At 71.6% G+C, this 22116-nt stretch carries 19 protein-coding genes and 2 pseudogenes; 13 read left to right on the top strand and 8 right to left on the bottom strand.

The window, feature by feature from the left end; genetic code table 11:
• The first annotated feature begins 116 nt into the window (after positions 1–116).
• From D5R93_RS00965 to D5R93_RS00940, 6 genes are all read left to right on the top strand, one after another.
• Positions 117–1499: a Mur ligase family protein gene (locus D5R93_RS00965; RefSeq protein ID WP_120203236.1), complete on the top strand. Its 1383-nt coding sequence runs from the start codon at positions 117–119 to the stop codon at positions 1497–1499.
• Positions 1496–2263 carry a type 1 glutamine amidotransferase gene (locus D5R93_RS00960; RefSeq protein WP_119836736.1) on the top strand — a complete coding sequence of 256 codons (768 nt, stop codon included), beginning with the start codon at positions 1496–1498 and terminating at the stop codon, positions 2261–2263. Before D5R93_RS00965 ends, D5R93_RS00960 begins: the two co-directional genes overlap by 4 nt.
• A 305-nt stretch (positions 2264–2568) precedes the next feature.
• Complete coding sequence (locus tag D5R93_RS00955) at positions 2569–2901, top strand: FeoA family protein (RefSeq protein ID WP_243106862.1); 333 nt, start codon at positions 2569–2571, stop codon at positions 2899–2901.
• On the top strand, positions 2901–4991 hold the full coding sequence (gene feoB, locus D5R93_RS00950; RefSeq protein WP_120203234.1) for a ferrous iron transporter B: 2091 nt from the start codon (positions 2901–2903) through the stop codon (positions 4989–4991). Before D5R93_RS00955 ends, feoB begins: the two co-directional genes overlap by 1 nt.
• A gap of 98 nt (positions 4992–5089) precedes the next feature.
• Positions 5090–5614 (top strand): NifU family protein, encoded by a 525-nt coding sequence (locus D5R93_RS00945; protein ID WP_120203232.1) that lies wholly within the window; start codon positions 5090–5092, stop codon positions 5612–5614.
• A 213-nt stretch (positions 5615–5827) separates the two neighbouring features.
• The gene (locus D5R93_RS00940) at positions 5828–6316 is read left to right on the top strand and encodes an NUDIX hydrolase (RefSeq protein ID WP_120203230.1); all 489 of its coding nucleotides are present in this window, start codon (positions 5828–5830) and stop codon (positions 6314–6316) included.
• 222 nt (positions 6317–6538) lie between these two features.
• On the opposite strand, the gene D5R93_RS00935 is transcribed toward D5R93_RS00940, so the two are convergent.
• Positions 6539–7855 (bottom strand): alpha-amylase family protein, encoded by a 1317-nt coding sequence (locus D5R93_RS00935; RefSeq protein ID WP_120203228.1) that lies wholly within the window; start codon positions 7853–7855, stop codon positions 6539–6541.
• 38 nt (positions 7856–7893) lie between these two features.
• On the opposite strand from D5R93_RS00935, the gene D5R93_RS00930 reads away from it, so the two are divergent.
• Positions 7894–8508, top strand: a complete 615-nt coding sequence (locus D5R93_RS00930) for a TetR/AcrR family transcriptional regulator (RefSeq protein ID WP_119836755.1) — start codon at positions 7894–7896, stop codon at positions 8506–8508.
• A gap of 130 nt (positions 8509–8638) precedes the next feature.
• Here D5R93_RS00930 and D5R93_RS00925 read toward each other — a convergent pair whose 3' ends face one another.
• The 7 genes from D5R93_RS00925 to D5R93_RS00900 all read right to left on the bottom strand — a co-directional run bounded on the left by D5R93_RS00925 (position 8639) and on the right by D5R93_RS00900 (position 15210).
• Positions 8639–9136, bottom strand: a complete 498-nt coding sequence (locus tag D5R93_RS00925) for a Dps family protein (protein ID WP_119836756.1) — start codon at positions 9134–9136, stop codon at positions 8639–8641.
• Between the two features lie 44 nt (positions 9137–9180).
• Complete coding sequence (locus tag D5R93_RS00920; protein WP_243106861.1) at positions 9181–9834, bottom strand: TetR/AcrR family transcriptional regulator; 654 nt, start codon at positions 9832–9834, stop codon at positions 9181–9183.
• Positions 9835–9888: 54 nt separating this feature from the next.
• On the bottom strand, positions 9889–10950 hold the full coding sequence (locus D5R93_RS00915) for a macro domain-containing protein (RefSeq protein ID WP_243106860.1): 1062 nt from the start codon (positions 10948–10950) through the stop codon (positions 9889–9891).
• A gap of 278 nt (positions 10951–11228) precedes the next feature.
• Positions 11229–12047, bottom strand: a complete 819-nt coding sequence (hemQ, locus tag D5R93_RS00910; protein WP_120203226.1) for a hydrogen peroxide-dependent heme synthase — start codon at positions 12045–12047, stop codon at positions 11229–11231.
• A gap of 41 nt (positions 12048–12088) precedes the next feature.
• Positions 12089–12643, bottom strand: coding sequence for a ferrochelatase (locus D5R93_RS14415; RefSeq protein WP_279221374.1), 555 nt, complete (start codon positions 12641–12643; stop codon positions 12089–12091).
• Positions 12567–13457, bottom strand: a complete 891-nt coding sequence (locus D5R93_RS00905; RefSeq protein ID WP_279221373.1) for a ferrochelatase — start codon at positions 13455–13457, stop codon at positions 12567–12569. The genes D5R93_RS14415 and D5R93_RS00905 overlap by 77 nt, the downstream gene beginning before the upstream one ends.
• 46 nt (positions 13458–13503) lie before the next feature.
• Entirely contained in the window at positions 13504–15210 is a 1707-nt protein-coding gene (locus tag D5R93_RS00900) for a glutamyl-tRNA reductase (RefSeq protein WP_243106859.1), read from the bottom strand.
• 317 nt (positions 15211–15527) lie between these two features.
• On the opposite strand from D5R93_RS00900, the gene D5R93_RS00895 reads away from it, so the two are divergent.
• The 6 genes and pseudogenes from D5R93_RS00895 (at position 15528) to hemB (ending at position 21977) form a co-directional block, all read left to right on the top strand.
• Complete coding sequence (locus tag D5R93_RS00895) at positions 15528–16757, top strand: uroporphyrinogen decarboxylase (protein WP_243107001.1); 1230 nt, start codon at positions 15528–15530, stop codon at positions 16755–16757.
• Positions 16754–16879 (top strand): annotated as a pseudogene (locus tag D5R93_RS13705) (FAD-dependent oxidoreductase); the annotation flags it as partial. The gene D5R93_RS00895 and the pseudogene D5R93_RS13705, both read left to right, overlap by 4 nt.
• Before the next feature lie 43 nt (positions 16880–16922).
• Positions 16923–18383, top strand: a complete 1461-nt coding sequence (locus tag D5R93_RS00890) for a protoporphyrinogen/coproporphyrinogen oxidase (protein WP_243107104.1) — start codon at positions 16923–16925, stop codon at positions 18381–18383.
• Between the two features lie 81 nt (positions 18384–18464).
• Entirely contained in the window at positions 18465–19745 is a 1281-nt protein-coding gene (gene hemC, locus D5R93_RS00885) for a hydroxymethylbilane synthase (protein WP_205570069.1), read from the top strand.
• A 6-nt stretch (positions 19746–19751) separates the two neighbouring features.
• Positions 19752–20717 (top strand): annotated as a pseudogene (locus tag D5R93_RS13455) (uroporphyrinogen-III synthase); the annotation flags it as partial.
• Between the two features lie 132 nt (positions 20718–20849).
• On the top strand, positions 20850–21977 hold the full coding sequence (hemB, locus tag D5R93_RS13450) for a porphobilinogen synthase (RefSeq protein WP_205570111.1): 1128 nt from the start codon (positions 20850–20852) through the stop codon (positions 21975–21977).
• The last annotated feature ends 139 nt before the right edge of the window (positions 21978–22116 follow it).

The raw sequence follows: 22116 nt of genomic DNA, 5'->3' as shown, positions 1-22116 counted from the left end.
GGTGCCAGGTCCGTGCACCCACCCTGTCCCAGGCACCGTGCGGACCTGCACGTCTCAGTGCCCCGGACGGGCACTGCGTCTGCTACCACCTGCTATCCCAGACCTCCAGGAGCCTCATGCGTTCACGACTTACGGTCACGCTCGGGCACGCGGCCCGGCTGGCGGCCCGGCTACGTGGCGGCGGCCGCGGCGGTACTGCCTTCCCCGGACTCGTCATGGAGCGCACGGACCCGGGATTCCTGGCCCGCACCCTGGGCCGCCTGCCCTACGGCGTCGTCGTGGTCTCCGGCACCAACGGGAAGACCACGACCACCAAGATGGTGGTCCAGCTCCTGCGCGAGCAGGGGCTGAAAGTCTTTACCAACCGGACGGGCTCCAACTTCGTGCGTGGCGTGCTCGCGGCCCTGCTCACCGAGGTGGACGCGGCCGGCCGCCTGGACGCCGACATCGCCGTCCTGGAGCTCGACGAGGCTCACGCCGTCCACTTCGTCGCCCAGGTACGGCCGCGGGCCTGCCTCCTGCTCAACGTCATGCGCGACCAGCTGGACCGTTTCGGGGAGATCGACTACACCGCCTCGCTCCTGGCCCAGATCGCCTCGGCCACGCGTGAGGTGGTGGTGGTCAACGCCGACGACCCCAGACTGTCCTCCCCCGCCTTCCTGGAGCCGGTCACAGCCCGTACCGCAGCCTTCGGCGCTGGCGCCGGGTTGCGCCACCTGTTCCTGTCCGACGACGACCTGCGTACCGGGCTGGCACCGGGACCCGCCCAAGGGGTCGGCACCGCGACCCACGGGTCCGCCAACGGCGCCGCTGCGAGCGAGGACGGGGCCGCCAGAACAGCCGGGACGCCTGTCGCCCCCCGGGTCACGCTGCAGGCCATCACGGGGCAGCGTGCCACCGTCCGGGTGGATGGAGCGGACCACGAGGTCACCTTCACCATCCCCGGCGTGCACAACCTTCTCAACGCCTGTGCCGCCCTGGAGGTGGTCCTGGAGGTGCTCGGGGACGACGCCGACCTGACGGGCCTGCTGACCACCCTGGGCCGGGTGGAGGCCGCCTTCGGTCGCGGCGAGGTCCTCACCCTGGACGGACGCCCCGTCCAGCTGTCCCTGGTCAAGAACCCCGCCGGCTTCCGCATGGGGCTGCTCTCCGCCGCGGCCCAGGCGCACGACGGCGAGGTGGTCATGATCGCCATCAACGACGAGTACGCCGACGGCCGCGACATGTCCTGGCTGTGGGACGTGGAGCTCGACGTGCTGCGCCCCGGCGGGGTGGCGGTCGTCACCGGCGTGCGGGCCTGGGACATGGCCCTGCGCCTGCGCTACGACGAGGTCGCCGTGGAGCTGGTGGAGCCTGACCTGCGCCAGGCCGTGGCCCGCATGCGCCAGGCGGCCTCCCAGGCCGACCGGCCCGTGCGGATCTTCACCACCTACACCGCCATGCTGTCCCTGCGCGCCATCCTGGGCGAGCTCACCGACGTCGAGGAGGTCATGTCATGAGTACCGTCGGCACCCGCCTCTACGAGCACACCACCGAGGCTCCCGCCCGTGGGCGCCTGCGCCTGGTCCAGCTCTACCCCCGGGACATGAACATCTACGGCGACTGGGGCAACACGCTGGTCCTGGCCCGCCGGGCGCAGTGGCACGGCTACGACGTCGAGCTGTCCTCCTACGACGTCGGCGACGAGCTGCCGTCGCACGTGGACCTGCTAGTAGGCGGGGGCGGGCAGGACTCCGGCCAGGAACGCATCAAGGAGGACCTGGCCCGCTCAGGCCCCACCCTGCGGGCCTGGGCGGCTGACGGCGTGCCCGTGCTGGCGATCTGCGGCCTCTACCAGCTCCTCGGGCACCGGTTCCTTACCGGTGAGGGCTCCCAGATTCCGGGCATCGGCCTCATCGACGCCGAGACCCGTGCAGGGCAGAGTCGGCTCATCGGCAACATCACCTTGGCTACTGAGGACTTCGGGGACGTGGTGGGCTATGAGAACCACTCCGGGCTGACCACCCTGGGGCCCGGGGCCAGGCCCTTGGGCACCGTGCGCGTGGGAGACGGCAACAACGGGAGGGACGGGACAGAGGGCGCCCGCGTCCACCACGTCATCGGCACCTACCTGCACGGGTCGCTGCTGCCCAAGAACCCGGTGGTGGCGGACTGGCTGCTGGCGCGCGCCGTCGAGCACGCCGGGGGGACGTGGGAGCCCGAGCCCCTGGACGACACCTGGGCACACAACGCCCGGGCGGTAGCCGTCTCCCGGCCGCGCTGAGACGTCCGCCAGCCCCGCCAGCGACAGGGGTGGTCTCTGCCGGTCTCTCCAGTGGCTCCCCAGCCGCGGCCGCGTCGGCAGCGCCTGTACTGTGTCCCAGACGCACACCCTTACCCCGACCCGGGCGGAGGCCAGCCCAGGACCTGGCATCGTCTTTGCACGGGACCCCCCGTTACATGACAGGCGTGTCAGGAAAGGCTACCATCACTTCCAGTGACTACTGGAAGCAACTCGTGCCCGCAACCGCAGGGCCACGGCTAGAGGATCAGAGCAGCATCGTGGCAACCTCACCTCAGACATGTGACGTGCAGTCAGAACCGCAGGAACCGCCGGAAACACGGTCAGGGTCGGCCCAGCGGACACGCCCGCTGTCGGAGCTCCAGCCCGGCTCCCGCGCCGTCATCACCTCCGTCGGCGGGCGGACCACGGAGGGCACCGGACACGCACGCCTGGAGCGTCGGCTGCAGGACCTGGGCCTGAGACCTGGACGTGTGATCCAGGCGCTGCGACGAGCACCCATGGGGGACCCGGTCGTCTTCCGCGTGGCCGACTACGAGCTGTGCCTGCGCAGGCGGGACGTCGCCCACGTCCAGATCGCCGCTGTCACCGCAGGCACCAGCGCTGGAGAAGGGGCCTGATGAGCACCGAGCACTGCGGCACCGGTGACGGTGGCTGCCACTGCGGACCAGGTTCCGCCACCGCGCTGGTAGCAGGAGCGAGACGCATCGCCCTGGCAGGAGCCCCCAACGCGGGCAAGACCTCCATCTACAACGCCTTGACCGGGCTGCGGGCCAGGACCGGCAACTACCCGGGTGTCACCGTCTCCCGCTCCCTGGGCACCTGCCAGACCGGCACAACCACCCTGACCATTGAGGACCTGCCCGGCTCCTACTCCCTGGAGCCCATCAGCCCCGACGAGCAGATCGTGCACGACGTACTGACCGGACGCTGCGAGCAGGTTGACGTCCCCGACGCACTCGTCGTCGTCGTCGACGCCACCACCATGCGCCGCGGGATGAACTTCGTGGCGCAGGCCCTCCGGCTGGGCCTGCCTACCTGCCTGGTAGTCACCATGTCCGACGAGCTGACCCGCCGCGGAGGACGGCTCGACACCTCGGCCCTGGGGCAGGCCCTGGGCGTCCCGGTGGTGCGGGTCCTGGGGCACCGGGGGACGGGGGTGCCCGAGCTGCGGGCGCTGCTGGGCACGGTCGCCTCCTGGCCCCGCACCCCGGTAGCGCCGCCCACGGACCCCGCCGAGCTCGCCTCCTGGAGCGACTCCGTCCTGGCGGCGGCCGACTTCTCCTCCCCCGCCGCCGACCGGGTCACCACCGCCGTGGACCGCGTGCTGCTCCACCCCGTTGCCGGGACCCTGGTGTTCCTCGCCGTCATGTACACCTTCTTCCAGGCTGTCTTCACCTGGGCCGTCCCCTTCCAGGACGCCATTGAGGCGGGCCGCGACCTCCTGGCGGACGCCGTTCGCACCCGTCTGGACGGCCCCCACCCCCTCCTGGCCGGCCTCCTGGCCGACGGCCTCATCGGCGGCGTCGGCGAGGTCATCGTGTTCCTTCCGCAGATCGCCATCATGTTCCTCATCATCGCCCTCCTGGAGGGGGTGGGCTACATGTCCCGCGCCGCCTTCCTCATGGACAAGGTGATGAGCCGCGCCGGGCTGGAGGGGCGCGCCTTCGTAGCGCTGCTGTCCTCCTTCGCCTGCGCCATCCCGGGGATCATGGCGACCCGCACCCTGCCCAGCGCCAAGGACCGCCTGGCTACGATGCTTGCGGCGCCGCTCATGACCTGCTCAGCGCGCCTGCCCGTCTACGTCATCATGATCTCCCTGCTGGTGGACGCGGACGCCACCGTGGGGCCCTTCGGCGCCCGGGGCACCATCATGTTCGGCCTCTACCTGCTGGGGGCCGTGTCCGCCATGACGGCGGCGTGGGTGGTCAAGCGCCTGAGCGACCGCGACGGCGTGCTGCTGCCCTTCTACATGGAGATGCCGCCCTACCGTCTGCCGCGGCCGCGCACGGTGGTGCTCATGGTGTGGGACGCCTGCAAGGGCTTCCTGAAGAAGGCTGGCACCATCATCACCCTGACCACCGTGGTCCTGTGGGTGCTGCTCAACGTGCCCTTGCGCTCCCAGGCCCAGTTCGACGCCCACTGCGCCGCCGACGCACAGTGCGCCGCCGTGGCGTCCGCCGTCGAGAACCCCGCGTCCTCAACGGTTGCCGATGACGACGGGGCCCCGGTCACCGACGCCGCCGAGCTGGAGGCTCTTCTGGAGGCCGAGCGAACCTCCTACACCATGAACAGCTCCTGGGCGGCCGCCGTGGGCCGTGCCGTGGAACCAGTCTTCGAGCCGCTGGGCTTCGACTGGCGGATTAACGTGGCCGTGCTGTCCTCCCTGGCGGCCCGGGAGACCTTTGTCGCCACCCTGGGCCAGATCGCTGCCGCCGGTGACCCGGAGGACCCCGGCGCCCGCCTGGAGTCCCTCACCTACCAGGAGGACACCCTCACGCACCGCGCTGGTGACAGGCTGTTCAGCCCCGACACGGTGGCCGCTATCCTCGTCTTCTTCGTCTACGCCCTCCAGTGCATGGCCACTGCGGGCGCGATGCGCCGGGAGACGGGCACGTGGAGGTGGCCGCTGGTCGCCTACGGCTACATGTTCGCCACCGCCTGGGTCATGGCCGCAGCGGCCCGGATGATCGTCGCGGCAGTGGTGTGAGGGATGCCGTGAGCGCACTGGGGAGACGCCGTCTGCGCCGCAGCCGTGAGACAGGCGGTGCGGGCACGACGGGTCGACGGGCCGTCCCACGACGTGCCGTGCCCACGCACCCCGTCTCCACGCCCGACCCCAGTGTCCTGCGGTGGGTGGTCCCTCACGGCCTGCTGCCCTTCTCAGGACAGGTGTCGGAGGTCCCGGCCCCCTTGCAGAGGCTTCTTGACGACGGCACCCTCACCGCCGTCCACGTCGTCCCGGGAGGCGTCGTCACCATGCTGGGGGCCGAGCGCTCCTGGGAGGAGGAGGCTGGGAGCGTGCGCAGCGCCCTGGTGGCCGCCCTGGACTCACCGGGAGGCTGGATCCCCGCCGCGGGCGCCCGCGCCCTCGGCCGCGACGACGTGCTGGAGGCTGCCGCGCAGGAGGTCGCCGAGGAAACTGTCAACGACCTGGCGCGCAGCCACGGAGGGTCCTTCACGGTACGCGTGGTGCGTGACGGCGTCGTCGAGGTCGACCTGCAGGGGGCGTGCCACGACTGCCCGGCCGCGGTCATGACCATGCACGTTCGTTTCGAGCGCATGCTGCGGCGCCGCTGCCCCTGGCTGGTCGAGGTCCGCCAGGGCTCCTGAACCTGAGCGGCACAGGACGCCACCAACTGCCCCAGGCCGTCGGTCCTGGCCTCCCCCTGCAACCCGCACCTATACCCGGCCACCCAGCCCGAGAGCCTACTCGCACCCGACCTCTCCCCCACACACAGCACGCACCCACTGGTAAGTAGTGACGGTCTCCGTCACCGGCCCGGCGCTGCTGGCACCGTGACTGCCACCCCCTAGGCTCACCCCATGGCGACCCCGGACTTCATCCTGGCCCTGCGCAAGAAGATCGGCCACGACCTGCTGTGGCTGCCGGGGGTGAGCATCGTGGTCGTCGACGACGACGGGCGCGTACTGCTGGGCCGCCGCGCCGACAACGCCCACTGGGCCGTGGTCTCAGGTATCCCCGAGCCCGGCGAGCAGCCCGGTGCCGCGGCCCGCCGCGAGTGCCTGGAGGAGACTGGCGTGGAGGCGGAGATCCTCGGGGTGGCCAGCGTGAGCGCGGGTGAGCCCGTGGCCTTCCCCAACGGGGACCGGTGCGTCTTCATGGACATGACCTTCGTGGCCCGGCCAGCACCCGGCTCAGCCCCCGCCCGCGTGGCCGACGAGGAGTCCACCCAGGTGGGGTGGTTCAGTCCCGGTGCCTTGCCCAGCCCCCTGCTGGCCAGCACCCCGGGGCGGATGCAGGCCGCGCTGGACTGGCTGGCAGATCCGGCCTCGGGGGCGCGGTTCCGCTAGACCCAGCACCGGCAGGCAACCGCCGTTGCACATCTTGAGGCTGCCTGCGCCGGCTGGCCACAGACGGAGTGGCTTTATCACGCGGGCGCCAGGTCGCAACAGGTGCCACAGCGGGGCTGAAGATGTGCAACTCCCGTGGTGTGTGCAGGCCTCTGGTGTGTGCGGAGCGGCAGGGCCGGGTCGAGGCTGGCGCGAGCAGGGCCGGGCGGCTCCAGGCCACGCCTACCGGGGCGCCTCGACCACCAGCACCTCCTCCCCGGGGGCACGGACCTCGGCCCGCGGCCGCGGCTCCAGGGCGAGGCTCACGCCCAGGCGCTGCCCGTCCTGCCCGACGGCGTCGTAGGCCAGAACCGGGTTGTCCAGGGAGGTGACCTCGGTGCGGGCCCGAACCAGCCAGGGGTGGCGCCGCCGCACGCCGATGAGGTCCTGGTGCAGCCGGTACATCCACTGCCCCGCAGCGGACAGCCCGGAGGGCTGCTCCGGCAGCGCCGGGCGCACGGCGTCGTCCCCGCCCAGGGTCTCGGTCTTGACCCCACGGAAGGCCTGCTCGTCACCGTAGTAGACACTGGGCACCCCACCCACGGTCATGAGGATGACGGCGGCCAGGGCCGCACCGCCCTCACCCACCCGGCTGGCGATACGGGTGACGTCGTGGTTGCCCACGAAGGTGGCTGGGGTGAAGGAGTCCAGCATCTCGTTGTGACGGCGCAGGCACCAGTCCAGCTCGTAGAAGTTGGCGTCGTTGATGGAGCTCCACACCGCCTTCCACAGCTCGTACTGGGTCACGGAGTCCATCGTGGACTCCGTGACGGTCCCCGGGTAGTCGCCGTGGATGACCTCCCCCATGAACCACGCCTGGGGGTGGTTCTCGCGCACTCGGGGCAGCACGCGTGCCCAGAAGGCGGGCGGCACGGCGTAGGCGGCGTCCAGCCGCCAGGCGCTCGCCCCCCGGTCCAGCCAGTGCGACAGGACCCGCACTGCGAGGTCTACGACCTGCTGGGAGTCGTGGTTGAGCACCGCCAGGGACTCGTGCCCCTCAAAAGTCACGTAGCCAGGACCTTCAGCAGCGCCAGGACCGACAGCATCCTGCCCAGCACCCTCAAGGCGGAACATCTCCCGCTCGTGCCCGCCCTCCAGGGCGGCGCGCAGCAGCGGGTGCTGGGCGCCCACGTGGTTGAGGACCCCGTCGAGCATGAGGGCCAGCCCCCTGTCCCGGCAGGAGCGGGCCAGTCGGTCAAACGCGGCGTCGTCGCCCAGGCGCGGGTCGATTTGGAAGTGGTCGGTCGTGTCGTAGCCGTGGGTGGAGGAGGCAAAGATCGGCCCCAGGGACAGGCCGTTGGCACCGAGCTCCACGGCGTAGTCGAGCCACGGCTCCAGGCGGTCCAGCCGAGGGGCGGCACCAGGCTCGACCAGCGGGGCGCCAGGCTCAGGCCGCACCGGCGCCCCGGTAGCCCCCAGAGGGTAGACCTGCCACCACACACAGGTGGACGTCCAGGTCGGGAGCCCGGGAGCACTTATTCTAGATTGCTCACTAGACATGGTCCGAGGATACCCGCAGTCGCCGGTACCATGTCAACATGTCTCCGCGCACTGACCTGCGGCCCCGTCGGCGGATGGACCCCCAGGAGCGTCGCGACCTCATCCTCGCAGCCGCCGCCCAGGCCTTCGCCGCACAGCCCTACGACGACGTGTCTCTGAGCTCCATAGCCCACCAGGTCGAGGCCTCCGAGGCCCTGGTGCACAAGTACTTTACCTCCAAGGCACGCCTGTACGCGGAGGTAGTATCCCAGGCTGTCCAGGAGATCGCCGCGCAGATTATCCAGGCCGACAAGGCGCTGCCCACCGGCTCCTCAGCCCGGGACCGAGTGCGCACCTCGATCCTGACCTACCTTGACTTCATCATCAAGCGCACCCCGGGGTGGACCACCTACCAGCTCCTGGCCGGCCATGAGCCCGGTCTCGCCACCGAGGTCCGCCAGCAGGCGCGCGAGCAGGCCGTAACTGCCCTGGCCGAGGTAGTCGGTGGCAGCCACGGCCCTCGTGACGACTTCGCCTTCCACGGCTACCTCAGCTTCCTCGACACGGCCTGCCTGCGCTGGGCGCAGGCAGGCTGCCCTCCTGAGGAACGCTACCCGCTGGTCGAGGCGGCCCTGGGCTGCCTGGAGGGAGCCCTGGGCGACTGGCGAGCCTAGGCCGCCCCCGACAGCACACGGCTCCTCCCGGCAGGACGACACGTCGTGTCGCCGGAAGGAGCCGTCGTCAGGTCAGCGGCGCCCCGGCCGGGGCCCGTCAACACACCGCCTCGGCGGGCGCCTGCCGACCTCAGCGCACAGGCTTGCGGACCTCAGCCGAGATGAACCAGGCCTGCTGCTCAAGCTTGCCGATAAGGTCCTCGATAATTCCGGAGGAAGTCGGGTCCTCCTCGTCAACCTGCTCGTCCACCCCACGCAGCGTGGCCACGACGGCCTCAATGGCGGACACGATGTAGGCCACGCCCTCGGAGGTGAGGATCTCGCCCTCCGGGGCAGCAGGAACACTGGTAGTGGCTGCCACAGTGGCGGGGCGACCGTCCGGGGTCGCGTTGACGGCGCGCATACGCTCGGCGACCTCGTCACCGCCCTCACGAGCGATATCGACGACCTCGTCAAGGTTAAGGTGGAGGTCGCGGAAGTTCGGACCGACGATGTTCCAGTGAGCCTGCTTTCCTACCAGCTCGAGGGCAATAAGGTCGGTCAGCACACGCTGGAGGCTGTCGCTCAGGGCGGCAGAGGCGGTGAAGGCGAGGGTGATAGAGGGAGTAGCGACGGTCTCAGTACTCATGGACTCTACTTTACACTATCTCGGTCGAATGCGAGTGTCGCCTATCAGTTACCGGCGTCCGCTCCACGCATCGCCTGGACGTAGGTCGCAAGGGCCTCCGAGTCGGTCAGCAGGGCCGTGGAGAAGAGCTCGGCGGCCACCGGGCCGCTCCACTCCATGAACTCGCGGACCACGGCCTCGACATCCGTGGGATCACTGGCAGCGTAGCGGGCAAAGAGCACCAGGGCACCGAAACCGGAGTACACCAGGTACCGGGAGCGCCTCTCCTCGTCGGAAGTGGGGGCCACGTGCCCGGAGGCGACCCCGGCACTCATGTAGTGCGCCGTGTCGAGGACGACGGACTCAAGCAGGGCCGCCCCCAGGGGACCGCCCTCGACGAGTGAGCGTAGCGCGTAGGCAGTCGCCGGGACGTAGTCCTCGGTGCGGGCCATCTGGGTGAGCAGGTCAACGGGCCCACCCATGACCTCGGAGTCCGTCTTGGCCTGGGCTGCCAGGCGCAGAACCTCCTCGTCGCAGGCTTGCCGCAGCCCCTCCTTGGAGCCGAAGTGGTGGACGATGAGGCCGGCCGTGACACCGGCATCCGCGGCGATGGCACGCAGCCCCGCGCTCAGACCGTCCTTGGCGAAACGAGCCATGGCAGCGTCACGGATGCGCGCCACGGTCGTGGAGTCCGGGCTGCTACCAGGAGGGGGGCACACAGCCCCATGGTAGGGGTTGCACCCACCCAGTCGTTCCGGCGTCACGGTCTGGTGTCACGGAGGAGGCGCCAGCGCCCTCTCATAGGCGGCGGCCTCCGCCGCAGTGCCGGCGCACAGCACGATACGCAGGGGGGAGTCGGGGTGCCGGGCGACCCAGGACACGACGGCCTCCACGGCCACCATCCCCACCATGTCGACAGGGTACCCGAAGGCCCCGGTCGACACCGCGCACAGGCCGATGCTGCCCAGTCCCGCCGCCACCGCCACGTCAAGCGCCGAGGTGTAGCAGGCATCCAGCACCCTACGGTCCTGCACGCTTGGCGCCGCCCCCGGCTCGATCACGGGTCCGACCGTGTGGATGACGTACCCGGCTGGCAGGTGGTAGCCACCGGTGAGCACCGCCCCGCCGGGGGGCTCACCGGTGCTGCGCCGACGGGGGTCGAAGCGCTCGGCCTGCCTCATGTAGGAGTCGCACTCCTGACGCAGGGCGGGACCTGCAGCCGCGTGGACGGCGTTGTCGGTGCAGTCGTGTCCTGGCACGAAGCAACCGAGCATGCGGGACCTGGCCGAGTTGAGCACCGCGTCAGCGCGAAGACGCACCAGGTTACCCCGCCACAGGGCGAGGACCCGGCCGAGCCGACCGCCCACCCGGTGAGTAACCGCAAGAGAGGGCAGGGTCATAGCCTCAACGCGACCACGCTCGGCAGCCTCAGCCTCCAGCAGGGCATCCAGGTCCGCAGCGAGGTCAGCGGGAAGAGCACCCGGCGGCCGGGTCGTGAGGATGAACCCAAGAAGAGCCCGCAGCTCATCGGGATCGGTAGGAATCGTCACGTCCGTCCACAGCGGCCGCCCCTGCGCCTCCTCACCCGTGAGGGCGTAGACCAGGCGACGTACCAGGCGGGAGCGGTCGGCACTGGAGCGGGCCGCCTTCTTCCAGGACGCCGGGAGCACAGCCGGGCTGGCAGCAGGAGCGTCGGCAGGGGAGGCAGCTGAGCGCGCCGACCCGCCCAGCGTCAGACGTCTCTTCCCTACGGCGTCCAGCACCCTCTGGGTCCGCGACGTCGTGGAGGCGTGCCGGGTAGCGTGCCCGCTGCCAGGCACCAGTCCTACCATCATGAGCACCACCCCTATGGCCCAGACAGGTAGTCGTCAGGTCCCGGTCGGCACCGCAGCCGCCGTATACCGGCGAATACGGTGGCGACAACGATGGTACCACGTCGTAATATCCCATAACTTAACAGCGTTTATGCGGATTACTGCCAGGAAGAGACCAGGACTCGCGATAACTAGCGGCACCGAGGAAATAGACGCGAGAACGGGGGTGCACAAGGGTGTCGCGGGCCGGGGCGCGGACACGGGCTGCACAGCCCTCCGCGCCCCGGCCCGCCAGGCTGTCAGACCCTAGGCTGGCGCTGCGCCCACTCCAGCGGCTCCACACGGCGACCGGTGTAGAAGGGAGTGTCCACGCGCACGTGCAGGCGCGCCTCGGTGTAACGCTGGTGGTGCAGGACCCCCTCCAGGCGGTCCAGCGTGTCCGCCTCGAAGCCAAGGACCCACTCGTAGTCACTCAGCCCGAAGGTAGCCAGCGTGGATCCCTTGACGTCGGGGTACTGAGAGAAGCCGTGACGCCCGTGCTCGGCCATCATCCGGGAGCGCTCCTGGGGGTCGAGCAGGTACCAGTCGTAGGAGCGCACGAAGGGGTAGACCATGAGCCAGTCGCGCGGCACCACCCCGCCGAAGCAGGCCGGGATGTGACGCCGGTTGAACTCCGCGGGCGTGTGCAGCCCCACGCAGGACCACACCGGCTCCAGGTGGCGACCCAGGGCACTGGCCCGCAGGCGGTGGTAGGCGTCCTGGAGCACCTCCGGGTCGTCGTCGAGCCACCACACCAGCAGGTCCGCGTCAGGGCGGAACCCCGCAATGTCGTACCAGCCACGTGTGGTCACCCCCGAGGCCTCCACGAATGCGACGGACTCCTCGACAACCTGGCGGCGCTCAGTCTCTGCGGCCGGCAGCGGCGCGACCAGCCGCATGACGGCGTAGAGGGCGTAGTGGTTCTGGTCGTTGACGGCGTCAAGATCGACATGGGCCGCGTCACGTGGGTCGTGGCGGTAGTGGCGGGCCTCGTCGCCAGAGCCGTCTGCGGCAGTGCCAGGGGCGTGGTCCGCGCCGTGGGCGGTAGGGGCCGTAGTCGTGTCCTGGTTGTTGCTCATGTGTCTCTCCTGGTGCAAGGACGTAGTTCAAAGGTCGTGGCTCAAGGTAGCGGTCGGGGCGTAGCAGTTGCGACGGCATCCGGGATCGGGTCCGAGCCAGCGGTCTGCGCGGTCTCAGCAGGAGCGGGCAGGCAGCAGCCCGGGGGACAGACCGTGTGGAAGGGACCGACCCCTGTGGTCGTGACCGGGACGACCTCCTCCCCCCTGGCACAGGCGGCTCGCTCCACCAGGAGGTCGGCAAGGGAGGACACAAAGGCCGGGTGGGTCCCGGCTGTCGCCGCGCGAGCATAGGCAAGGCCCAGGTCGTGGGCGGTCTGCCTCGCCTCGGTGTCCAGGTCGAAGACCACCTCCATGTGGTCAGAGACGAACCCGACAGGGGCGACGACGACGCCTGCGGGTCCGCCCCGCCCCTTCCCAGAGTCCGTCGCGGCTGCCAGGGAGCGCAGGTGGTCGTTGACGTCCGGCTCTAGCCAGCGCGCCTGGGGCGGCCCGGAGCGAGAGCAGTAGACCAGGTCGTAGTCAGGAACCTGGTCCAGCCCCAGCCGACGGGCGACAGCGGGAACCAGCACCTTGGCCAGAGCCTGGTGCTGGGTCACGTAGGAGACCTCGGAGGACAGGTCGGGCGCTACCCCGGCTCCAGCCCGCAGGAGCGCGGGGCGGCCGCCTCCTCCCCGCCCCTTCCCAGTGCGGGCGGGACAGACGAGGTGGGTGGGACGCAGAGCCCTCCTCCATGACCACGGGGACGGAGTGGGTCACCAGGACCAGGCGCACGTCGGCAGCCGGGACGCCGTCGGCGGCCAGCTCCTGGTAAGCCTGGACGATGGCGTCGGTATTGGCCTCCAGGAGGCCGGGAGCGTTGTAGCAGGGGCGGGTCTTGTCCACGACCAGCCGCACCGGCTGCCCCCCGGGTCCGCCGACACGCGCTGCGGCGTCAGCCTCCGGACCACGTCCGGTAGCCCCGTCCGTCCCCGCCCCCAGCCGCTCCAGGGCCGCAGCCAGGTCCTCCCGGTACTGCCTGCACCCTGAGTAGGAGGCGAACGCCGACGTGGTCAGGGCCAGGACCCGCCGCGCCCCGGCGTCGGACAGCTCCCGCAGGGCCTCGGTGACGAAGGGGTGCCAGTTGCGGTTGCCCACCACGACCGGCTGGTAACAGCCCCGGGCCTCCAGCTCAGCGCGTAGCGCGGCGGCGAGCTCAGCGTTACGCGCATTGATCGGTGACACTCCGCCAAAACGCTGGTAGTGGCCAGAGACCTCCAGGAGGCGGGAGTCGGGAACGCCCCGCCCGGCAGTGGCGTTGCGCATGAAGGGCAGGACGTCCTGCGGCCCTCGGGGACCCCCGTAGGACAAGAGGAGGACGGCGTCGTAAGGGGCCAGGGGGTCGCGCCCGGGTCGGCTGCTCGGCAAGCTCACTGGTGGTCCTCCATAAGATCGGTCAGGTCAGGCGGGCTGGTCGCTACTACTGCACCCGGGCCGACGGCGGGGTAGCGGTGGACTCCCGGCCGTCAGAGTCGGCCGCGTCCAGGGACACCACCCGAGGCAGGCACACAGGGCCACTCACCTCCGAGCCGCTGTCACCTCGGCTCCTCGACCTCCTCGGCCCGGCCGCCACTCCCCCGGCCACCTCAGGACCCAGGACGGTCTCCAGGGCAACACGGAAGTCCTCCTCCCTGCCGTCCTGACCCGCACGGCGGGCAGCCACGGTGGGGTGGTGCAGGAGGCGGGCAGCCAGTCTCCGCAGCGCCTGCTGCGCCTCAGCCACGGTGACCAGTGCCTCGCCGTCCTCGTCGTCCCTGCGGGACGGCTCCGCACCGCCGTCTGCCATGCCGACGCCCTCACCGCCAGCGCCACCCCGGGAGCCGGTGCCTCCTGCGACACTACGCCGCCCCGCAGCAGGCACCGGGCGCAGCCGTGCAGCCTCCTGGGCCACCATGTCGTTGACCTGCGAGCGAAGCCCCGTGATGAGTCCGTCCATGCGACGGCCCCGCAGGAACCGCTCAAACGCCTCCGTCTCCTGAGCCACGATGGCCCGGGCCGCCGCGAGGTCCTCGGTACCCGCCTCGGGGACGGCTGACTGGATACGCTCCAGCCCGGTGTAGACGACCCCGGGCAGCTCCTCTACACCACGTTCGACGTCGCGGACCAGGGACAGGTCCAGCAGCGTCAGGGGCCGGTTACCCCCTCCTTCCGCAGCCGCTGGGCGGTGGCACGCGCCACCTGGTCGCGGGTGAGCACGGGGCACCCCGACCGCGACAGGTGATGACCAGGTCCACCGTGGCCAGTGCCGCCTGGAGCCCGTCGGGTCCAGGGCACGCAGGCCGTGCCCCTGAGCGAAGGACTGCGCCCGGTGCGAGGCGGAGTAGACGGTCACGTCGGCGGCGCCGCGCTCGCGCAGCACCGAGACAGTCGCTCCCGCGTAGGAGCCGGTCCCCGCCAGGAGGACCCGGCAGCGGCTGAGAGGAGGCAGCTCCTGGGCCACGAGGTCCACGCCGACCGCTGCCAGGCTGCGACCGCGACCCACCACGCTCGTCTCTGCCGCGACCCTGCGGGAGACGACCAGGGCGTGCTCCACGACGCGGACCAGGTCAGGACTGAGCGTGCCCTCCCGCTCGGCCTCCCCCAGGGCGCGACGTACCTGCCCGGCGATCTGCCGCTCTCCCACCACCATGGACTCCAGCCCGGAGGCGGTGGCGAAGAGCTCGCGGTAGGCCTGCGCACCCTCCCAGGAGGCCCAGGCGAGGTCATCGCGCTCCAGCCCGGACCGGCGGGCCATCAGAGCGGACACCCGGGAGAGCGTCGCCGCCAGCCCGTCAGGCACCGGCGGGCTGTCCTGCTCCTCGCCCCTGCTGCCCGGGGCCTCTGGCGCTGCGCCACCGGCGACCTTGTCTGAGTCGTCACCTCCGCCGTCGTCCACGGTCCCGCCACCGTAGACGCCGGGCACGACACCGCAAGGAGCGCTGGAGCTGCTGCCGAAGTCGGCACGGGAGCCGCTGCGGGAGTCCAGGAGGAGTGACAGCCGGTTGCAGGTTGCCAGCACCATGGCGCCCCGCAGCCCGGGTAGGAGGTCCACAAGCTCCTTCCCCAGTCCGGGGGCTACCGCGCCCAGGCGGGACACTGTCTCCAGGTCCAGGAAGCGGTGGTCTGCTGAGATGAAGTAGATCGCCACGTCGGGTGGTATTGAATCACCCGGAAAGGGAGGAGGCACAATAACCTTCCCTGTTACGTCATATAACCTAGCGAGGCAGCACCGCCACGCCATTCGCGACATTGTGTCATAAAACTATTCTGCGAGATCTCAGCCAGAAACACCGTCACCGAGGAGTCCCCACCCAGATGCCGTGCACCAGCCAGACGCCGCCCCGTGAAAACAGGCCGTGCGAGGCACCCCCCCTAGCAGAGCCCTATTGCGTCACTGGCTCTGCACACAATTCAGGGCCAGTCCCCCGCACCGACGCCGGGCCGCAGCATGCGGCCAGCCCCCGGCTGCCCGCTCTCCTGGAGGCCCTCGACGGGCGTAGGCCGCAGCGCACCCCGGTGTGGTTCATGCGCCAGGCCGGCAGGTCGCTGCCGGAGTACCGGCGGCTGCGAGCGCGGGCCGGCACCCCAATGCTGGACGCCTGCCTGGACCCGCTCCTGGCGGCGGAGGCCACCCTCCAGCCCGTACGCCGTCACGGCGTGGACGCGGCCGTGCTCTTCTCCGACATCGTGCTCCCCCTGCGCCTGGCCGGGGTGGCGGTACGCATTGAGGAGGGGGTCGGCCCTGTCCTGGACCATCCGGTACGTGAGGCCAGGGACGTCACCGCACTCCTGGACCACCGCTACGGCCAGACCTCCGCAGGCGCAGCAGCCCGGGAAGGGGCGACGGGGGTCCAGGCCGTCGCCGAGGCCGTGCGCCGCGTCGTCACCGAACTAGGGAGCCCGCAGGCTCCTGGCCACCAGGAGACCCTGGGGCACCGGGCTCGCGCCGGGCTGAGGCACAGTCGCGGGGAGGCCGCCTGGACCCCGCTCATCGGGTTCGGCGGAGGCCCGTTCACCCTAGCCGCCTACATGGTGGAGGGGCGCCCGAGCCGGGACCACCTGGCAGCACGCACCCTCATGCACGCCGACCCCACCTCCTGGAACCGGCTGATGACCTGGTGCGCCCGGCTGACAGGTGCCTTTATCGCCACCCAGGTCACGGCCGGAGCCTGCGTTGCTCAGCTGTTCGACTCCTGGGCAGGCTCTTTGTCCCCCGCCCTCTACCGCCAGCACGTGCTCCCCTACTCCCGCCTGGCTCTGGAGACCGCCAGCCAGGCAGTGTCCCCCGTGACCGGCCAGCCGCCCCGCCTGCTGCACTTCGGCACCGGCACCGCCCGGCTGCTGGGGGACATGAGAGCCGCGGGTGCCCACGCCGTCGGTGTGGACGAGCGCACCGACCTGGGTGAGGCTGTGGAGACGCTGTCCGGCAGCGACCCGCAGGGGCGGTCCTGCCCGGTGCAGGGCAACCTTGACCCGGCGCTGCTGGCCGCGCCGTGGCCGGTCCTGGCCCGTGCGGTCGACACTTGCCTGGAGTCCGGCCTGGCGGCACCGGCTCACGTCGTCAACCTGGGGCACGGCGTGCCGCCCTCCACCGATCCGGACACGCTGACCTGCGTCGTCGCCCGTGTGCACGGGGCCGCCGACTGGGAGGAGACGGCCCGTGAGGGCTGGCAGCCTGAGCAGGAGCAGCCGTGAGTGCCCCGACCGGGAGCAGCCGGCAGGAGATACAGGACTGGGACGCCGTCGTCGTCGGCGGCGGCATAGCAGGACTGAGCGCCGCCTGGGAGCTGACGCGCGCAGGACTGCGCCCCCTCCTGGTGGAGGCCCGCGGCTACACCGGGGGCTGGTGGCGGGGCCAGCGTGGCCGGGGTACGGATCGACCTGGGGGCCGAGGGCTTCGCCACCCGTGCCGACTCACCCCTGGGCGTCACGGCCACGGCCTGCGAGCTCGGACTGACCACCGTCTCCCCCTCGGGCAGGCCCCACCTCTTCCTGCCTCCCGTAGCCGGGAGCGCCGCCCCACCCCGGGACGGCTCCACCAGCACAGTGCCACAGACAGCAGACGGGGCTGCCCCCTCTGGGCAGCCGTGGGGCCTGCACCCCTTCCCCGCCAACGCCTTTCTAGGCATCCCCGCCGACCCGGGCTCACCCGACGTCGTCTCCGTCATCGGCACCGAGGCGGCCGCCCTGGCTGCCCGGGACCGGGACCTGCCCGCCTCCGCGGGCACCCGGTTGCAGGACCCTGGCGACCTCGCCTCCCTCGTGCGGACCCGGATGGGCCAGGGCGTGCTGGACCGGCTGGTCCGCCCCGTCGTGGCGGGCATCCACTCCGCCGACCCCAGCGTGCTCGCCACCGACACTGTGGCCCCGGGACTGCGTGAGGCGACCGCCCGCCTGGGCAGCCTGGGGGCAGCCGTCACCGAGCTGCTGGAGCGACGCCGCAGCAGCGGGCGACAGGGAGGCGACGCTACCGTCGAGGGCGGGATGTTCCTCCTGACCGACGCCCTACGGCAGGCCGTCGAGGCCGCTGGCGGGAGGACCGAGACCCGCACGGGGGCGCAGTGGCTCAGGCAGGAGGCTCCCGGGAGGTGGACCCTAGCGGTCTCTGCCACCCAGCGAGGGGCCTCGCCCTCCGACGAGCCGCCCCCCGTGGGACCCACGCGCCTCCTGCGCACCACACGAGTGGTTCTGGCCTGCTCACCCGGGGCCGCCCTGCGCCTGCTGGAGGGCGCCCCGGGCGTGGACACCGACGTGGAGGTGCCTCGCGGTACCAGCCTGGCTCGCCTCGTCCTGGTGGTCCGCGCCCCCGGGCTGGACGATGCCCCCACAGGCTCAGGACTGCTGGTCGCACCAGGGACCCCACCAGGGACCGCACCAGGGACGCAGCCCTCGGACGAGGTCCTCCCCGGCCCGGTGAGGGCCAAGGCCCTGTCCCACCTCAGTGCCAAGTGGCCGTGGGTGGGGCGCCAGCTGCGTGAGCGCCACGGGCCGGGCACGCACGCCCTGCGCCTGTCCTACGGACGCCCGGGCCAGCCACGCCCGGAGGTGGACCTGGAGGCTGCCCTGGAGGACGCCGCCACCCTGACCGGCAGGCGTGTGGACCCCTCCGCGGTGCTGGACCACGTCGTGGCCCGCTGGGACGGGACCCTGCCCCCGCCCACTCCCGCCTACCGCCGCCGCACGGCCCGCGTGGAAAAAGAGGTAGCGCGACTGAAAGGACTGGTTGTCACGGGCGCCTGGGTGGCCGGGACCGGGATCGCCGCCATCGTGCCCCACGCACGGGCAGCCGCTGGAAGCCTGGCGCCACCCAGCCGTACCTGACATGCCGCGTCCCGGTGGCATCCAGGGCGCAAACAGATTTGTCCCCTAGGGTGGCGGGGAGTCCGGGAGGAGGAGGCGCGCATGCATGAGGGCCAGAATCCCGCGACCCACGCTGTCCGCCTGGGTACACGGGGCTCACGTCTGGCGCTGACCCAGTCCACCCAGGTGGCCCGGGCACTGGAGGACGCGGGCGCCCCCAGCATCTCGCTGGTGACCGTACGCACCCAGGGAGACGGGGACCGCACCCCGCTGCGTGACCTGGGAGGAGTCGGCGTCTTTGCCGCCCTACTGCGCCGCGCCCTGCTAGGGAGTCAGGTGGACCTGGCGGTCCACTCCTTCAAGGATCTCCCTACCGCACCCGCACCCGGCCTGGAGGTCATCTGCGTGCCCCGGCGGGCGGACATGCGCGACGCCCTGTGTGCCCGCGACGGCCTGACCCTGGAGGCGCTGCCCACAGGCTCACGCGTGGGCACCGGCTCCCCCCGCCGTGCGGCCCAGCTGCTAGCGGTCCGCCCCGACCTGGAGGTCGTGGACCTGCGCGGCAACGTGCCCACCCGGCTGGCCCGGGTCAGCGGCCTGGCCACGGCCGCTGCGATAGGTACCGACGAGCCCGTCACCCCGGCAGGTCCTGACGCGCAGGGCGACCTGGACGCCGTGGTGCTGGCACTGGCCGGCCTGCGGCGCCTGGGTCTGGAGCACTGCGCGAGCCAGGTCCTGGACCCCGAGGTCATGCTGCCAGCGCCGGCGCAGGGGGCACTCGCCGTGGAGGCCAGGACCGGGACCCTGGAGGAGCACGAGGACCTGGCGAGGGCCGCCGCGCGCCTGGAGGACGCCGACACGCGCGTAGCCGTCACCGCTGAGCGCGCTCTCACCGCCGGGCTGGAGGCCGGGTGCGCAGCACCGGTAGGTGCCTGGGCGCGGGTTGTTGACCTGGAACCTGAGACGCACGGCCCCGGCCCGGCCCGGGCGGGAACGGGACCCGCAGCGCAGGAGAACAGGCCTGCCACGGCCGGGTACCCCGACGTGAGCGACCCCGGCACCGCGCCACGGCGCCCCGATCTTCCCGGAACCGGTGCCACGGCACGTCGCGAGCTGGTTCTGCGAGCGCTCGTGTCCTCCCTGGACGGACAACGCCGCCTGGTTCGGGAGCGCCGCGTCCCGCTGCCCGGCGGCCAGGGCCGAGGCGTGCGCCCCCAGGGCTCCTCTGCCCCCCGTACCACCTCCGACCTGGTGGCCGCCGAGAACCTTGGCGCCCGGGTGGCCTCGGTGCTGCTGGAGGACGGTGCCGGCGAGCTGTCGGACCTCCAGGCGCGCAGGCCCGAGCACCCCCCGGAGGGGTCCGGCGGGCTCGGACAGGACTGACCTGGTATGCGCCCGATCGCCTCCCCGGGTACGCAGCCGCCCACCGGCCGCCCGGCTGCGTCCGGCAGCCCCCTGGCCTCACCCGCTTACCCCGGTGCTTCAGCTGACGCCCCCCAGGCGCTGAGCGGCCTGAGGATCCTTCTGCCCCGCCTGCGCACACCTGACGCGCTGGCCGAGGGTCTCGAGCGTGCCGGGGCCACCGTGGTGCGAGCCGCCCTGACCCGGACCGTGCCTGTCCCCGGGCAGAGAGGAGCCCTGGAGGACCTGTGCCGCTGCCTGGTCACGGGGGAGGCAGCCTGGCTGGTCCTGACCTCGGCGCGGACCGTGGAGGTGCTGGCCTCCTGCCTGTTCCGGCAACTGGAGCAGCCACCGCACCAGCTCCCCTCCGGTGGGCACAGCCGTGACCTCCCGCAACGTAACCTGCCGACGAAGGTGCAGGTCGCCGCCGTCGGCCCGGCTACAGCCCGCTCCTGGCGGAACCTGGTAGGCCGGCCCCCGGACGTGGTCGCTGAGGGCAGCGCCCAGGCGCTCCTGCACCACCCCGTCCTAGCCGCAGGCCCCGGTGCCTCAGGTAGCTCGGCAGGTGGCTCGGACAACCCGGACAGCAGCCTTCCCGGCGATACTCCCGGCAACAGCCCTGACGTGGGCAGGCGAGTGCTTCTGCCCGCGTCCGCCCTAGCCAGCCCGGTCCTGGCCCAGGGACTGCGCCGGGCGGGCTGGCAGGTGGAGCAGGTGGAGGCCTACACCACTGTGCCGGTAGCACCGCAGGACCTGCCTGCCGGGCTCCTGGCGTCCTGGCAGGACGGCAGGGTGGACGCCGTCGTCCTGACCGCGCCCTCGGTAACCCGCGCGCTCCTTGACCTGGTGGGGCCACCACCACCTCCCACCCGCACCGTTGCCATCGGGACCACGACGGCCCAGGCCGCCAGGGAGGCAGGCATCATCGTGGATGCCACCGCCGCCTCCCCCACACCAGCGGGTGTGCTTCGGGCGGTCAAGGAGGCGGCCCGCCACTCAGCCCAGGCGGGCGGAAGGACCGTAGGCACCGCAGACGCCGTAGAAGAACGAAGAAGAACCCTGACAGGAGACGACGCCATGACTCCCATGACTCCCACAACGACTCCCACGGCTCCCACGGCTCCCGCTGCATCCCGTTCCACGACCGGCCCTGCGGCCAGCACAGCACCTCGACCTCCGGCTCCCGACCTCCTGGCCTCCCGGGGTGTGCCCGCCCCCGTCGCCCCCACCGTGCGACCCCGGCGCCTGCGCTCCACGCCTGCGATGCGCCGCCTGGCCCGCGAGCACACTGTTGACCCCGCCAGCCTCATGCAGCCGGTCTTCGTGCGCGAGGGCGTCAGCCAGCCGCAGCCGGTGGAGGCGATGCCCGGCGTCGTCCAGCACACTCTGGACTCCCTGCGCCGCGAGGCTGTCGCCTGCGCCCGCGCCGGGCTGGGCGGTGTGGTGCTGTTCGGCGTGCCCCAGGAGCGCGACGAGGTCGGCAGCCAGGCCTGGGCCGAGGACGGCATCCTCAACCAGGCGGTGGCTGCGGTGCGCGCCGAGGTGGGCGACGCGCTGGTGGTGTGCGCCGACACCTGCCTGGACGAGTTCACCAGCCACGGGCACTGCGGCGTGCTACGGCAGGACGGGCCTCGCGCGGGTGAGGTGGACAACGACGCCACCGTGCCCCTGTACCAGGCGATGGCCGTGTCCCAGGCGGAGGCAGGGGCACATATGGTGTCACCCTCGGGCATGATGGACGGGCAGGTCGCGGCGGTACGCGCCGCCCTGGACGCTACCGGGCACGACGACGTCGCGCTCCTGGCCTACTCGGCCAAGTACGCCTCGGCCTACTTCGGCCCCTTTCGGGAGGCGGTGCGCTCCACGTTGCAGGGCGACCGACGCACCTACCAGCTCGACCCCGCCAACCGGCGCGAGGGCCTGCGCGAGGCTGCCCTGGACACGGCCGAGGCCGCAGACATGGTCATGGTCAAACCCGCAGGCCCCTACCTGGACGTCCTGGCCCAAGTTGCCGCGACCAGCCCCGTTCCCGTGGCCGCCTACCAGGTCTCCGGGGAGTACGCCATGGTGGAAGCCGCCGCCCGCAACGGCTGGGTGGAGCGTGAGCGGGTCATCGCCGAGTCCCTGCTGGGGATCGTACGCGCAGGTGCCGACGTGGTGCTGACCTACTGGGCCCGGCAGGTCGCCGAGAACCCCGGGTGGTTGGCCTCCTAGCAGAGCGCGACGCTCACGGGTGCGCGTCTTGAGGGCCTGCTGGCCCGCCTGTCCTGTCTGGTTGCCCCGGGCAGAAACCCGCACAACCCAGGCAGGACCACCGCCTGCCTGGGCTCCCGCAGCGGCAGGGGCGGCTATG

This window comes from Actinomyces lilanjuaniae, from assembly GCF_003606385.1.
GTDB lineage: Bacteria > Actinomycetota > Actinomycetes > Actinomycetales > Actinomycetaceae > Actinomyces > Actinomyces lilanjuaniae.
This window is presented reverse-complemented; position numbering and strand designations above follow the sequence as displayed.

Coding starts and splice junctions, on each gene's coding strand:
- hemC (WP_205570069.1), top strand. CDS start 18,465: ATGCATGAGGGCCAGAATCCCGCGACCCACGCTGTCCGCCTGGGTACA.
- D5R93_RS00925 (WP_119836756.1), bottom strand. CDS start 9,136: ATGAGTACTGAGACCGTCGCTACTCCCTCTATCACCCTCGCCTTCACC.
- D5R93_RS00915 (WP_243106860.1), bottom strand. CDS start 10,950: ATGATGGTAGGACTGGTGCCTGGCAGCGGGCACGCTACCCGGCACGCC.
- D5R93_RS00930 (WP_119836755.1), top strand. CDS start 7,894: ATGTCTCCGCGCACTGACCTGCGGCCCCGTCGGCGGATGGACCCCCAG.
- D5R93_RS00965 (WP_120203236.1), top strand. CDS start 117: ATGCGTTCACGACTTACGGTCACGCTCGGGCACGCGGCCCGGCTGGCG.
- D5R93_RS00940 (WP_120203230.1), top strand. CDS start 5,828: ATGGCGACCCCGGACTTCATCCTGGCCCTGCGCAAGAAGATCGGCCAC.
- D5R93_RS00960 (WP_119836736.1), top strand. CDS start 1,496: ATGAGTACCGTCGGCACCCGCCTCTACGAGCACACCACCGAGGCTCCC.
- D5R93_RS00935 (WP_120203228.1), bottom strand. CDS start 7,855: ATGTCTAGTGAGCAATCTAGAATAAGTGCTCCCGGGCTCCCGACCTGG.
- feoB (WP_120203234.1), top strand. CDS start 2,901: ATGAGCACCGAGCACTGCGGCACCGGTGACGGTGGCTGCCACTGCGGA.
- hemQ (WP_120203226.1), bottom strand. CDS start 12,047: ATGAGCAACAACCAGGACACGACTACGGCCCCTACCGCCCACGGCGCG.
- hemB (WP_205570111.1), top strand. CDS start 20,850: ATGACTCCCACAACGACTCCCACGGCTCCCACGGCTCCCGCTGCATCC.